Annotated in this window: 8 protein-coding genes; 5 read left to right on the plus strand and 3 right to left on the minus strand. The window is 66.9% G+C overall.

Annotation, left to right across the window (positions count from 1 at the left end; genetic code table 11):
• The first annotated feature begins 99 nt into the window (after positions 1 to 99).
• From AABA51_RS16145 to AABA51_RS16160, 4 genes are read left to right on the plus strand one after another with little or no spacing between them, the layout of a single operon-like run.
• Positions 100 to 768: an ABC transporter ATP-binding protein gene (locus AABA51_RS16145; RefSeq protein WP_338273129.1), complete on the plus strand. Its 669-nt coding sequence runs from the start codon at positions 100 to 102 to the stop codon at positions 766 to 768.
• 1 nt (position 769) lies between these two features.
• Positions 770 to 3,175 carry an FtsX-like permease family protein gene (locus tag AABA51_RS16150; RefSeq protein WP_338273130.1) on the plus strand — a complete coding sequence of 802 codons (2,406 nt, stop codon included), beginning with the start codon at positions 770 to 772 and terminating at the stop codon, positions 3,173 to 3,175.
• Positions 3,165 to 4,256 (plus strand): lipocalin-like domain-containing protein, encoded by a 1,092-nt coding sequence (locus AABA51_RS16155; RefSeq protein WP_338273131.1) that lies wholly within the window; start codon positions 3,165 to 3,167, stop codon positions 4,254 to 4,256. Before AABA51_RS16150 ends, AABA51_RS16155 begins: the two co-directional genes overlap by 11 nt.
• On the plus strand, positions 4,249 to 4,785 hold the full coding sequence (locus tag AABA51_RS16160) for a pyridoxamine 5'-phosphate oxidase family protein (protein WP_338273132.1): 537 nt from the start codon (positions 4,249 to 4,251) through the stop codon (positions 4,783 to 4,785). Before AABA51_RS16155 ends, AABA51_RS16160 begins: the two co-directional genes overlap by 8 nt.
• Before the next feature lie 69 nt (positions 4,786 to 4,854).
• Here the strand turns inward: AABA51_RS16160 and AABA51_RS16165 are convergent, their stop codons facing one another.
• Positions 4,855 to 6,327: an alpha/beta hydrolase gene (locus AABA51_RS16165; RefSeq protein ID WP_338273133.1), complete on the minus strand. Its 1,473-nt coding sequence runs from the start codon at positions 6,325 to 6,327 to the stop codon at positions 4,855 to 4,857.
• Between the two features lie 126 nt (positions 6,328 to 6,453).
• Here AABA51_RS16165 and serB point away from each other — a divergent pair, with 126 nt between their 5' ends.
• Positions 6,454 to 7,329, plus strand: a complete 876-nt coding sequence (gene serB / locus AABA51_RS16170; RefSeq protein WP_338273134.1) for a phosphoserine phosphatase SerB — start codon at positions 6,454 to 6,456, stop codon at positions 7,327 to 7,329.
• Positions 7,330 to 7,544: 215 nt separating this feature from the next.
• On the opposite strand, the gene gltB is transcribed toward serB, so the two are convergent.
• Both gltB and AABA51_RS16180 read right to left on the minus strand, forming a co-directional pair.
• A complete protein-coding gene (gene gltB / locus AABA51_RS16175; RefSeq protein WP_338273135.1) occupies positions 7,545 to 12,083 on the minus strand; it encodes a glutamate synthase large subunit in 4,539 nt (1,512 codons plus the stop codon).
• Positions 12,070 to 12,906, minus strand: coding sequence for a hypothetical protein (locus tag AABA51_RS16180; protein WP_338273136.1), 837 nt, complete (start codon positions 12,904 to 12,906; stop codon positions 12,070 to 12,072). The genes gltB and AABA51_RS16180 overlap by 14 nt, the downstream gene beginning before the upstream one ends.
• Positions 12,907 to 12,982 lie beyond the last annotated feature (76 nt).

Raw genomic sequence — 12,982 nt, forward strand, 5'->3', positions numbered from 1 at the left:
CAAGGCCGAAGCCGCGCCCGGATGCAACACTCCCGACCGGCTGTTTGCCGCAGGCATCCGACCCTTTCACTGGGGCGCACGGCTGCTAGGTAGACCGCCATGGGCATCTTGCTGACCATCGACAAACTGACCAAATCCTATGGGCCGATCGACGTGCTCAGGGGCGTGTCCCTTGCGCTCGACGCTGGCCAGACGCTCGCGCTGACGGGCGAAAGCGGCTCGGGCAAAAGCACGCTGATGCACCTGGCCGCAGCCCTCGACCAACCGGACGGGGGCAGCATCGCGCTCGACGGTGTGGATATCACCACGCTGGACGATGCCGCCCGCGCCCGCATCCGCCGCGACCGTATCGGCCTTGTCTTCCAGCAATTCAACCTGATCCCCTCCCTCACCGTGACGGGCAACATCGCCTTTCAGGCCCGGCTGTCCGGCCGCCACGACCCCGCGCATTGCGCCATGCTGGCCCAGCGCCTCGGGATAGACCGGCTTGCCACCCGCTACCCCGAGGAATTGTCCGGCGGCCAGCAACAGCGCGTGGCCATCGCCCGCGCGCTTGCCAACCGCCCCGCGCTGATCCTTGCCGACGAGCCGACCGGCAACCTGGACGAGGCAACGGGCGATGCCGTGCTCGACCTGCTGCTCGAGCTCGTCGGCGAAACCGGCGCAGCGCTGATGATGGTCACCCATTCCACCCGGCTCGCCGCGCGGCTCGACCGCCGCCTGCACCTGTCACGGGGCCGCCTGACCGACCCGCCACCGGGTCCGTGACATGCTCTACACGGCTCTTTCGACCCTGTTTTCCCATTGGCGACGCCATCCCGGCCAGCTTGCCGCGCTGATCGCGGGCCTCGCGCTCGCCACCGCACTCTGGTCCGGAGTGCAGGCCATCAACACCGAGGCCCGCGCCAGCTATGCCGAGGCTGCGGCCACGCTGGGACAGGACCGGCTTGCGCGCCTCGTGACCCAGGATGGCCGCCCCCTGCCGCTCGAGACCTATCTCGCCCTGCGCCGCGCGGGCTATCTGGTCTCTCCCGTGATCTCGGGCGAATTGCGCAGCACCGAGGCGCGCTTGCGCCTTCTGGGCATCGACCCCCTCACCGCCCCGCCCGAGGCTTCCGCCCCCGCCCTGCAGGACGACTCACTCGATCTGGCCGCCTTTTTCACCGCGCCGGGCCTCTTGCTCATCTCGCCCGAGACGGCATCCGGCCCGCTGCCATCCGGCCTGCCGCCGCAGGTGACGCGCGGGGGCATTCCGCCCGGTGCCGCGATCACCGACATCTCGACCGCCGCGCGCCTTCTGGGGCAGGACGATCCCAGCTACCTGCTGGTGGCCCCGACCCAGCCCGCGGGCCTGCCCCCGCTGGAACAGGCGTCAAACCTCCGGCTGCAGCCCCCCGACAGCGCCACCGACATCAGCCGCCTCACCGACAGTTTCCACCTGAACCTGACCGCCTTCGGCCTCCTGTCCTTTGCCGTGGGTCTCTTCATCGTTCATGCCGCCATCGGCCTTGCCTTCGAACAACGCCGCGCGACCCTGCGCACGCTCCGCGCCCTTGGCCTGCCGCTGCGCACGACCCTTGTTGCGCTCAGTGTCGAACTGGCGCTTTTGGCCCTGTTCTCCGGGCTTCTGGGCCTCGTCCTCGGCTATGCCATCGCGGCGGCGCTGATGCCGGGCGTCGCGGGCACCCTGCGCGGGCTTTATGGTGCCGAAATCCCCGGAACACTTGGGTTCGACCCTGTCTGGGCCCTGGCCGCCCTTGGCATGACGCTGGCGGGCGCGGGTTTCGCGGGCGCGCAGGCGCTGCGGCGGACAGCCGCCATGCCCATCCTTGCCCCCGCCAATCCCCGCGCCTGGGCCATGGCATCAGCCCGCGCGATGCGCAGGCAGGCGGGCGCGGCGCTGGCCTTGCTGGCGCTTGGCCTTGGCCTTGCGCTCTGGGGCGGCTCGCTCCTGGCGGGCTTTGCCACGCTCGCGGCGCTCTTGCTGGGGGCCGCGCTGATCCTGCCCGCAACGCTTGGTCTGATCCTGCGGCTCGCCAGCCACCGGGCGCGGGGCGCGCTGGCCGAATGGCTCTTTGCCGACACGCGCCAGCAGCTGCCGGGCCTGTCCCTTGCCCTGATGGCGCTCTTGCTGGCCTTGGCCGCCAATATCGGCGTCTCGACCATGGTCGGGTCCTTTCGCGGCACCTTCACCGGTTGGCTCGACCAGCGCCTTGCCCCCGAACTTTACGTCACCACCGCCACGCCCGAGGAAAGCCTGCGCCTGCGCGCCTTTCTCGACGGTCAGGTCACGGCGATCCTGCCCATCACCAGCATCGACCAGCCCCTCGCCGGTCGCCCGGGCGAGATCTTCGGCCAGGCCGACCATGCCACCTTCCGCGAAAACTGGCCCCTGTTGCAGGCCCTCCCCGATACTTGGGACAGGCTCGCGGCCGGCACGGGCGTCTTGATCAACGAACAACTCGCCCGCTTCACCGATCTGGAGCTGGGCGATGACCTGGCGCTCGCCCCCGGCCTCACCCTGCCCATCGTCGGTGTCTATTCCGATTACGGCAACCCGGCAGCCCAGGCCATTCTGGGTCTGAACCGCTTTGCAGACACGTTTCCTGACGTCCCGCAAACCCGCTTTGCCCTGCGCATCGCCCCCGAAAGCGCCCCGGCGCTGGCCACCGCCCTGCGGGAAGACTTCGGCCTGCCGACCGAAGCGGTCGTGAACCAGGCCCAGATCAAGCGTTTCTCGCTTCAGGTCTTCGAACAGACGTTCCGGATCACCGATGCGCTCAACATCCTGACGCTCGGCGTGGCGGGTTTCGCGCTTTTGACCAGCCTTTTGACCTTGGCGGGGATGCGCCTGCCGCAACTCGCCCCGGTCTGGGCGCTTGGCCTGACGCGGGCGCGGCTTGCCCGGTTCGAGATCCTGCGCAGCCTGATCCTTGCCACCTTGACCTTTGTCCTGGCGCTGCCCGTGGGGCTCTGCCTTGCCTGGGTGCTTCTGGCCATCGTGAACGTCGAAGCCTTCGGCTGGCGCCTGCCCATGTCGCTGTTCCCCGGCGATTGGCTTCGGCTCTTCGGTCTGGCGCTTCTGGCCGCCACCCTCGCCGCCGCCCTGCCGGCATGGCGGCTGTCCCGCACGGCGCCCGCAACCCTGCTCAAGGTCTTTGCCCATGAACGCTAGCATCCACGCCAAAACGCAGGCCCTTTGCCTTGCAGCCCTTGCCGCCCTCGTCGCTCTCGCCTCTCCGCTCCGGGCGCAGGGCTTCGCCGGGCTCGGCACCGCCGCCGATGGCTTCGCCGTGCCCCAGCGCCCCGCCAGCTTCACCTTTCCGCAAGATCACGGACCGCACCCCGATTACCGCATCGAATGGTGGTACCTGACCGCCACCCTGACCGGCCCGGACGGCACCGATTACGGCGTGCAATGGACGCTCTTCCGCTCCGCCCTTGCCCCGCGCACCGCGCAGGGGTGGGAGGCTCCGCAGCTCTGGATGGGTCACGCGGGCCTGACCACGCCCCGGGCGCATTTCAGCGCCGAACGCCTCGCGCGCGGCGGCATCGGTCAGGCCGGGGCGCAGCCCGCGCCCTTTTCCGCATGGATCGACGATTGGCAGATGACCGCGACCGACGTGCAAGCCGCCGATGCGCTCGATGCCCTGCAGGTCACCGCGCGCGGCGATGATTTCGCCTATGCGCTCGACCTTGTCGCCAACGGCCCGCTCGTGTTCCATGGCGAGGGCGGCTTTTCCGTGAAATCCGCCCAAGGACAGGCCAGCTATTACTATTCGCAACCCTTCTACAGCGTCACCGGCACGCTCTCCCTGCCCGAGGGGGATATCCCCGTCACCGGCTCCGCATGGCTTGACCGCGAATGGTCCTCCCAACCCTTGTCGGAACAGCAGCAAGGCTGGGATTGGGTCTCGCTCCAATTCGACACGGGCGCGCGGCTGATGGGCTTCACCCTGCGCCAGACCGATGGCTCGGCCTATACCGCCGCCACATGGATCGACCCCGACGGCACCAGCCAAAGCTATCCTGACGGCGCGCTGACGATGACGCCGCTTGCCACCAGCGAAGTCGCGGGGCGGCAGGTGCCGACCGAATGGCGCATCGCATTGCCCGATCGCGGCCTCGATGTGACCACCACCGCCCTGAACCCGCAATCCTGGATGGATGTCTCCGTATCCTATTGGGAAGGACCCATCCGGATGCAGGGCACACACCCCGGCCGCGGCTACCTGGAGATGACGGGATATGAATGATCAGACCCTGCACGGCTTGTTAGAGACGGTTTGGCAACATCTCGCCCGTGGCATCGCCGACCGCCACCACCCCGCGCGCCATCCCACGCTCGCCACGCTTGGCCCCGAGGGGCCCGAGCTGCGCACTCTCGTCCTGCGCCGGATCGACCGGGCGGCCTGCCTTCTCGAACTCCACACCGATGCCGCCAGCCCCAAGGCCGCGCAGATCACGGCCGACCCCCGTGCCGCCCTCCATGTCTGGCTGCCCAAGGCCCGGCTCCAGATCCGCGCCCGTACCATGGCCAGGCTCGCCCCCGGCGATCCCGCGATCTTCGCCACTCTCCCGCCCGAGGCTCAGACGAATTACGGCGGCCTTGCCCCCGGCACGCCCCTGTCCGGCGACACGGGTCCCGGCACCGGCGATCCCGCGCGCTTCACCCGCATCCTCTGCCACCTGACGGACATCGACGCGCTTCTCCTGACCGATCCGCACCGCCGCGCCCGCTACCGCGCCGACAGCGACTGGCAGGGCCAATGGATCGCCCCCTGATCTCTTCTCTGTTTCAAAAATATCCCGGGGGAGCCCCGAAGGGGCGGGGGCAGAGCCCCCTTTCCCCGCTCACACACCCGGGTCGAACATCGGGAATGTGACGCCCAGCGCCCAGCCCAGGATCACCCCCAGGCCGACACCAACCGCCACCACCGATCCGGTCCGCTTGCCCAGGAACCGCCCCATCATCCCGTAGCTCAGGTAGAACAAGCCGATCACCGGCAGGATCAGGATCAGGAAAAACAACCGCTCGAAATCCAGCGCCACCGCGATCCCGAGCGAGATCAGGAACATCCCCCGCGCCACCACCCGCCGCCACAGCGCGGCGCGCGTCGCCTCCGACAAGACCGCATCGGCCAGCATCGCCAGAACCGCCCCCGGCAAGATCGCGGCGATCACCGCCAACCGGCCCGGATGCGGCACGAAACTGCCCACGTAGCGATCCATGATCCCGCCAAAGACGACGATCCCGTAAACCGCCAGGCCCAGCCCCAGCCAGATCCCCCGCCGCACAGGCATCCCCCCGGCCCAGGCCGCCCCACCCAGCACCAGCGCGCCATAAAGCGCCAGGTGCAGCGCCAGGTAATCGGCCACCAGAACCGGCAGGAATCTTGTCTCGAACAGGCTGAGCAGACCCGGTGCCACCAGCGCGGGCAACACCGCCAGCGCCCAGAACATCCCCCGCTCCGGGTGCCAGGGCGCCGGCCCCTCGGGCAAAAGCCGCGCCGCAGGCAGGACAAGCAGCACGATTCCGAACAGGGTCAGGATGATCCAGGGGCCAAGCGCCACCGCGCCCGCCTGCGGCACCATCCCGAAACTTGCCGCGATCCAGTCGATGCCGCTCTCGATCCCTGCGGGCGCATACAGCACCCCCACATGCTCCACAAACGGCACGGCCTCGGCCCGGCGGGCGAAACCCTCTCCCGGAGTGCCGACCGTCTCCCCCTCGGTCGCGCCCAGATCGGCCATCACCCGCTGCGCTTCCCCGCGCAACGCGCCTTCCCAGGCCCCGTTCAGCATCAACAGGTTGGCCGGTTCCTCCGCCGTCACCGCCTGGCTGAAAATCGAGATGCCCACGATCGCCGCGACCCGCGCATCGGCCAGCCCCTGTCGCACCACGATGTCCGAGGCCATGGAATGCCCCACCAGCGCCACATGCGGCTCCGCACCGGGCAGAGCCACCGCGTAATCCGTCACGCGCGCGGTTTCCGCCATCAACAACCGTGTCGTCCCGTCGATGCTGCTTACATCGCCCGACATCGGCACCGGGTTGCGGCCATGCCCCTCGAAATCGAAACTGACGGTGATGAACCCCGCCCGCGCAAGGCTCAGCTGCCAGGCGGCCATCAACTGCCGCGATCCGGCAAAGCCATGCGCGATGACCACCACCGGCCCTTCCGCCTCGGGCAGGCGCATCACGGTGACGGGCGTCTCGCCCACGCGGTCCTGCGAGATGGCAAGCCCCGCGCGCGGCGCTTCCAGCCCCCAAAGACCCAGCGCGATGCACAGCACCGCCACGCCTGCCACGATCGCCTGTTTCATGCCGCCACCCGTCACACCAACCTCCCCGACACATAGCAGCACGCCTTGCCCCGCCAACAGCCAAAGCCACTGGCCAGCGTCGCCGCTTCATGGTCTATGCCGCCGAAACCCCGGAGCGACCCAGCGATGTTCACCCTCACGCTTGTCACGAATCCCGCGATGATCCTCGACCCGGCGCTGGTCCGTGCGCTGCGCGACGCGCTCGGCGGCGGCGATGCCATCTGGCTCGACCCCAATTCCGCCGCCGAATTCAGCCTGCCCAAACCGCCCCGGAACCTAGACGAGATCCGCGCGAGCCTGAGCGCCGAAGGCGTCGATCTCGTCTGCCAGCCCAGCGCGGGCCGCCGCAAGAAACTGCTTCTGGCCGATATGGATTCGACCATGATCCAGCAGGAATGCATCGACGAACTGGCCGCCGCCGCCGGCATCGGGGCAAAGGTCGCGGCCATCACCGCGCGCGCCATGAACGGCGAACTGGATTTCGAGGCGGCGCTGAAGGAACGCGTGGCGCTGCTCGCGGGCCTGCCCGAAACCGTCATCGCCGATGTTCTGGCCACCCGCATCACCATGATGCCCGGCGGCGCGACGCTTGTCGCCACGATGCGCGCCAACGGGGCCTATGCCGCGCTTGTTTCGGGGGGCTTCACCGCCTTCACCGCCGCCGTGGCCGAAAAGCTCGGCTTTCAGGAACACCGCGCCAACACCCTCCATGTCGATCAGAGCAAACTGACCGGCACGGTCGCCGAACCGATCCTGGGCCGCGAGGCCAAGGTCGCAGCGCTCGAGGATCTGACCACGAAACTCGCCATCACCGAGGGCGATGTGCTCGCCATCGGCGACGGGGCCAATGACCTCGGCATGCTCACGCGCGCAGGGCTGGGGGTCGCGGTCCATGCCAAACCCGTGGTGCAGGCACAGGCCGCCCATGCGATCAACCACGGCGACCTGACCACGCTTCTCTATATCCAGGGCTACGCAAAGACCGATTTCGTCACCGCGTGAGTTGGCCAGCGGGTCAAGGATGCCGCAGGCACCGCCAAGGGCGGCTTGTCCTTGACGCGCTGGACGACTCGCACAGGCTGGAACAGGCCTGTTTGCGGGCAGACTTGCCAGCAAACGGCCTCCTTGCAAGAACCCTCCCCCCGGAACGCCGACGGGGCCATCGCACCCACGCGATGACCCCGCCGAAAAGGCCGCATGGCCGATGAGGCGCGCGGTTACTCCGCCGGAACGGCCGCCGCCTCCTGGGTGATCGGATGGGACAGCTTGTCCAGCATCTCCTTGGGGCAAACCTGCAGGAAATTGCCGCGCTCCATCTCCCAATGCTGGAGGATATCGGCCGCGCGCCGCGATCCGGTCTCGCGCAGATGCGCCTCGATCAGACCCTTCAACTGGTTCTCCCAATGCGCCACCGTGACCGGGCAGGTCACCAGCGTCTCGAGGTTCATGTTCACCCGCGCGATCCCCTCGGGGTCATACAGATACGCCATGCCCCCGGTCATCCCGGCGCCGAAATTGGCCCCGATCCGACCCAGAATGACGGCAACGCCGCCGGTCATGTATTCGCAGCCATTCGACCCGCAGCCCTCGACCACGACCTTGGCCCCCGAATTGCGCACGGCGAACCGCTCGCCCGCACGACCGGCGGCAAACAGGTAGCCATCGGTCGCCCCGTACAGCACCGTATTGCCGATGATCACGTTCTCATGCGCGACCAGCGGGCTGTCCTGCACGGGTTTGACCACGATGGTGCCCCCCGACAGACCCTTGCCGACATAATCGTTGCTGTCGCCCGTCACTTCCAGCTTCAGCCCCGGCGCGGCAAAGGCCCCCAGCGATTGCCCCGCCGACCCCTGCAGCTTGACCGTCAGATGGTCGGGCTGCAGCGCGTTGCGCATCCCGAACGCCTGCACGATATGACTCGAGGTCCGCGTCCCGATGGTGCGCAGCGTGTTCTGCACCGCATAAGACAGCTGCATCTTCTCGCCATCCTGCAAGAACCGGCTCGCATCGGCCACGATCTGCGCGTCCAGCGTATCGGGCACCACATTGCGCGGCTTGTTGCGGTCGTACTTGATCTTCTGCGCCCCATCGACGGTGATCAGCATCGGGTTGAGATCCAGATCATCCAGATGCGCCGCCCCGCGCGACACCTGCGTCAGCAGGTCGGCGCGCCCGATCACGTCATCGAGGCTCCGCGCCCCGATGGAGGCAAGGATTTCCCGAACCTCCTGCGCGTAGAAGGTGATCAGGTTCACCACCTTGTCCGCATTGCCGGTGAACTTGGCCCGCAGCCGTTCATCCTGCGTGCAGACCCCCACGGGACAGGTGTTGGACTGGCACTGGCGCACCATGATGCAGCCCATGGCGATCAGGGCGGCGGTGCCGATCCCGTATTCCTCGGCTCCCATCATCGCGGCCATGACGATGTCGCGCCCGGTGCGCAGACCGCCATCGGTGCGCAGCGTGATCCGGTCGCGCAGGTTGTTCATCGCCAGAACCTGGTGCGCCTCGGTCAGACCCATTTCCCAGGGCAGACCCGCATATTTGATCGAGGTCGCGGGGCTGGCCCCCGTGCCGCCGTTGTGGCCCGAGATCAGGATGATATCCGCCTTGGCCTTGGCGACACCGGCGGCAATCGTGCCGACGCCGCTCGATGCCACCAGCTTCACCGTCACCTTGGCGCGCGGGTTGATCTGCTTGAGGTCATAGATCAGCTGCGCCAGATCCTCGATCGAATAGATGTCGTGATGCGGCGGGGGCGAAATCAGCGTCACGCCCTTGGTCGAATGCCGCAGACGCGCGATGAGTTCCGTCACCTTCATGCCGGGCAGCTGGCCACCCTCGCCGGGCTTGGCCCCTTGCGCGACCTTGATCTCCAGCTCTTCGCAATGGTTCAGGTATTCGGCGGTCACGCCGAACCGGCCCGATGCGACCTGCTTGATCTTGGCGCTCGGGTTGTCGCCATTGGGCTCCGGCACGAAATGCGCCGGATCTTCGCCGCCCTCGCCCGAATCCGATTTCGCGCCGATCCGGTTCATCGCCACGTTCAGCGTCTTGTGCGCCTCGGGCGACAGCGCGCCAAGGCTCATCCCCGGCGTCACGAACCGCTTGCGGATCGAGGTGATGCTTTCCACCTCCTCGATCGGCACCGGCGCGCCCAGCGGCTTGATGTCCAGCAGATCGCGCAGGTGGATCGGCGGATTGCTCCGCATCTTCTCGGAATATTGCTTCCACAGGCTATAGGACGCGCGGTTGCAGGCCTCTTGCAGCATGTGCATCGAGGTCGCTTCCCAGGCGTGCTTTTCGCCCGACCGCCGCGCCTTGTAGAACCCGCCGATGGGCAACACGCCCTCGCCGCGCAGGAATCCCTTGGCGTGAACCTCCTCGGCCTTCTTCTGCAGACCGCTGACCCCGATCCCCGAGATGCGCGACAGCATGCCGGGGAAATATTCCGCGACCATCGCACGGGACAGGCCCACAGCCTCGAAGTTCAGACCCCCCCGATACGAGGAAATCACCGAAATCCCCATCTTCGACATGATCTTGAGCAGGCCCGCATCGACCGCGGCGCGATAGCGCGCCATGGCTTCGGTCAGCGTGCCCTCGATCAGGCCGCGATTGATCCGGTCGGCAATCGAATCCTGCGCCAGGTAGGCGTTGACCGTCGTCGCCCCACAGCCCACCAGGACCGCGAAATAATGCGGGTCGATGCATTCGGCCGACCGCACGTTCAGCGAACAGAAGGTGCGCAGCCCCTGCCGCGTCAGCCACGAATGCACCGCACTGGTGGCAAGGATCATCGGCATCGCCACGCGCCCGTCACCCTGCTCCTGATCGGTCAGGATGATGTGACCCGCGCCGGACCGCACGGCATCTTCCGCCTCGTGGCGGATCCGCTCCAGCCCCTCGCGCAGCGCATCGGGCTTGCCCCCCGCCGGGAAGGTGCAGTCGATCGTGACATGCTCGGCGTTGAAATGGCGCACCATCGCCTCGAACTGGGCATTGGCGACAAAGGGGCTTTCCAGGACCAGGATCTCGGTCTGGCTCGAGTCCTCATCCAGCACGTTCTTGAGGTTGCCGAACCGGGTCTTGAGGCTCATCACCCGGTATTCCCGCAAACTGTCGATGGGCGGGTTGGTCACCTGGCTGAAATTCTGCCGGAAATAATGCGACAGCGGGCGGTAGATGCTCGACAGAACCGCCGCCGGCGTGTCGTCCCCCATCGAGGCCAGCGCCTCCTTGCCATCCTCGGCCATGGGCGCAAGGATCTGCTCCAGCTCTTCCAGCGTATAGCCCGCCGCGACCTGGCGGCGGCGCAGCTCGGTGCCCTCGAACAGCGTCCTTTCGCTCGCGCCCTCGGTCTCGGCGGCCAGGTCCACGATCTTGCCGACCCAATCCCCAAAGGGGCGCGAGGCCGCCAGCTTGTCCTTCATCTCGGTGTCGTGGAACAGCTTGCCCTCGGTCATGTCGACCGCGATCATCTGGCCCGGGCCAAGCGCGCCCTTTTCCACCACGGTCGCCTCGTTCACCGGAACCATCCCGGCCTCGGACCCGGCGATCAGCATCCCCTCACCCGTCACGACATAGCGCATGGGCCGCAGACCGTTCCGGTCCAGACCCGCACAAACCCAGCGCCCATCGGTCATGGCCAGCGCGGCGGGTCCGTCCCAGGGCTCCATCACGGAATTGCAGTAGGAATACATGTCCTGCCACGCCTTGGGCAGCTCGGTCGCGGTGTTCGACCAGGCCTCGGGCACCAGCATCGTCTTGGCCATGGGCGCGATCCGGCCCGCGCGCACCAGCACCTCGAACACGGCATCCAGCGCGCCCGAATCGCTCGAGCCTTGCGGGATGATCGGCTTGATATCCTCGGCCATCTCCCCGAAATAGGTCGAGGCCATGCGGATCTCGTGGCTCTTCATCCAGTTGACGTTGCCCTTGAGCGTGTTGATCTCGCCGTTATGCGCGAGCATCCGGAACGGCTGCGCCAACCACCACTGCGGAAAGGTGTTGGTGGAATAGCGCTGGTGATAGATCGCGAATGCGCTCTCGAAGCGCTCGTCCTTCAGGTCGGGATAGAATTCGGCCACGTCTTGGGCCAGCATCATGCCCTTGTAGATGATCGACCGGCACGAAAAGCTGCACAGGTACAATTCCTTGATCCCTGCGGCCTGGGCGGCTTTCTCGATCCGGCGGCGGATGACGTAAAGCTCCCGCTCGAAGGTCTCCACATCCACGCCCTTGGCGTTCGAGATGATGATCTGCTCGATCTCGGGGCGGGTCGCATTGGCCTTGTCCCCCAGAACCGACACATCCACCGGCACATGGCGCCAGCCATAGATGTAATGGCCCATCCGCAGCACTTCGGATTCCACGATGGTCCGGCAGGTTTCCTGCGCCGCGAAATTGGTGCGCGGCAGGAAAACCTGGCCCACGGCCATCAGCTCGTCCTTGCGCGGCTCATGCCCGGTGCGGCGGACCTGGTCGTAAAAGAACTGGACCGGGATCTGCACATGGATGCCCGCACCGTCGCCCGTCTTGCCATCGGCATCGACAGCGCCCCGGTGCCAGACCGCCTTCAGCGCGTTGATCCCGTTTTCCACGACCTTGCGCGACGGTTTCCCGTCGATGGACACGACAAGCCCCACACCGCAGGACGAATGTTCATCCTCGTCGCGGTACAGGCTGTTCTCGGCCATCCACTGGCGCTTGGCTTCCTCGGCTGCAACCCAGGTGGCGTCATAGGTCGTCATGGTCAGTCCCTCCGTTCGGGCCGGGCATCGCCTCATGCGCGAGGACCCGGAAAATCTGGTCGGAAATCGATTGGTCAGAGCGGGGCAAGCCGCTGAACATCTCGCCGCAATCGTAGATCGGTTGCAGCGTCAAAAAGCCCGGCTCGCCGGGTTCGGCGAATTCCATCGGGCTGCTGTTGTATTCGAAGCTTTCGCCGCTGGCGTCGGTCACGGTTTCCAGACCGCCAAAGAACAATCGCCAGCCTTCATGGACGAACTGGTTGCCCTGAACGCGGCGCGTGCCCCCATCCGACGGGTATTGATAGGAAAACTCGGTCACGGCCAGCGTCCGGCCATCGACGGTGATCTCGTCCCCGGTCAGCCGGTCGAACCCGGTGTAATCGCGCTGGAACGTCCCGAAATTCGAGGTCGTGACCGTGCTGAACACCATCGTGTCGCTGCCGGTTTCCAGCAATTCGCTCAGGCTTGCAGGGTCTTCCTCGGGCTCGACCAGGATGGTGGACCCGCCACCGCGCAGATCCCAACTGCGCAGCCACCGGAATTCCGCATCGGTAAAGCTCAGGTAGAACGCGCTGTCCTCGTCGAGCGAGGCGCGCCACTGCGTGCCCGGCGGATCGGCCTCGCAGGTCCAGTGATGGCTGACCATGCAGCCCCGCGCCTGAACCGTCAGAAAGGCGGTGCATCCGGGCGGCACCTGGAACAGCTCGGGCTCGCCCTGCGCCGATGCAGGTTCTGGTGAAGAAAGCGTAAAGACGGCAAGCGCGCAGCCGGAGGCCAGCGCGAAAATCGCGCCTGTCGTCCCCTGCTGTGCTCTCGTCGTCATATCCGTCAATCTTCCTGACATATCCCGAACCGGGTCATCCGCGCCTGTCGTGCATCTGTAACTACGCGATCACGAC

The organism is Roseicyclus marinus (assembly GCF_036322625.1).
GTDB classification, from domain to species: Bacteria; Pseudomonadota; Alphaproteobacteria; order Rhodobacterales; family Rhodobacteraceae; genus Roseicyclus; species Roseicyclus marinus_A.

What these genes read in the sequence shown, in the direction of transcription:
- AABA51_RS16160 (WP_338273132.1), top strand. Translation starts at nt 4,249, where the DNA reads ATGAATGATCAGACCCTGCACGGCTTGTTAGAGACGGTTTGGCAACAT.
- AABA51_RS16145 (WP_338273129.1), top strand. Translation starts at nt 100, where the DNA reads ATGGGCATCTTGCTGACCATCGACAAACTGACCAAATCCTATGGGCCG.
- AABA51_RS16180 (WP_338273136.1), bottom strand. Translation starts at nt 12,906, where the DNA reads ATGACGACGAGAGCACAGCAGGGGACGACAGGCGCGATTTTCGCGCTG.
- AABA51_RS16165 (WP_338273133.1), bottom strand. Translation starts at nt 6,327, where the DNA reads ATGAAACAGGCGATCGTGGCAGGCGTGGCGGTGCTGTGCATCGCGCTG.
- AABA51_RS16155 (WP_338273131.1), top strand. Translation starts at nt 3,165, where the DNA reads ATGAACGCTAGCATCCACGCCAAAACGCAGGCCCTTTGCCTTGCAGCC.
- serB (WP_338273134.1), top strand. Translation starts at nt 6,454, where the DNA reads ATGTTCACCCTCACGCTTGTCACGAATCCCGCGATGATCCTCGACCCG.
- AABA51_RS16150 (WP_338273130.1), top strand. Translation starts at nt 770, where the DNA reads ATGCTCTACACGGCTCTTTCGACCCTGTTTTCCCATTGGCGACGCCAT.
- gltB (WP_338273135.1), bottom strand. Translation starts at nt 12,083, where the DNA reads ATGACGACCTATGACGCCACCTGGGTTGCAGCCGAGGAAGCCAAGCGC.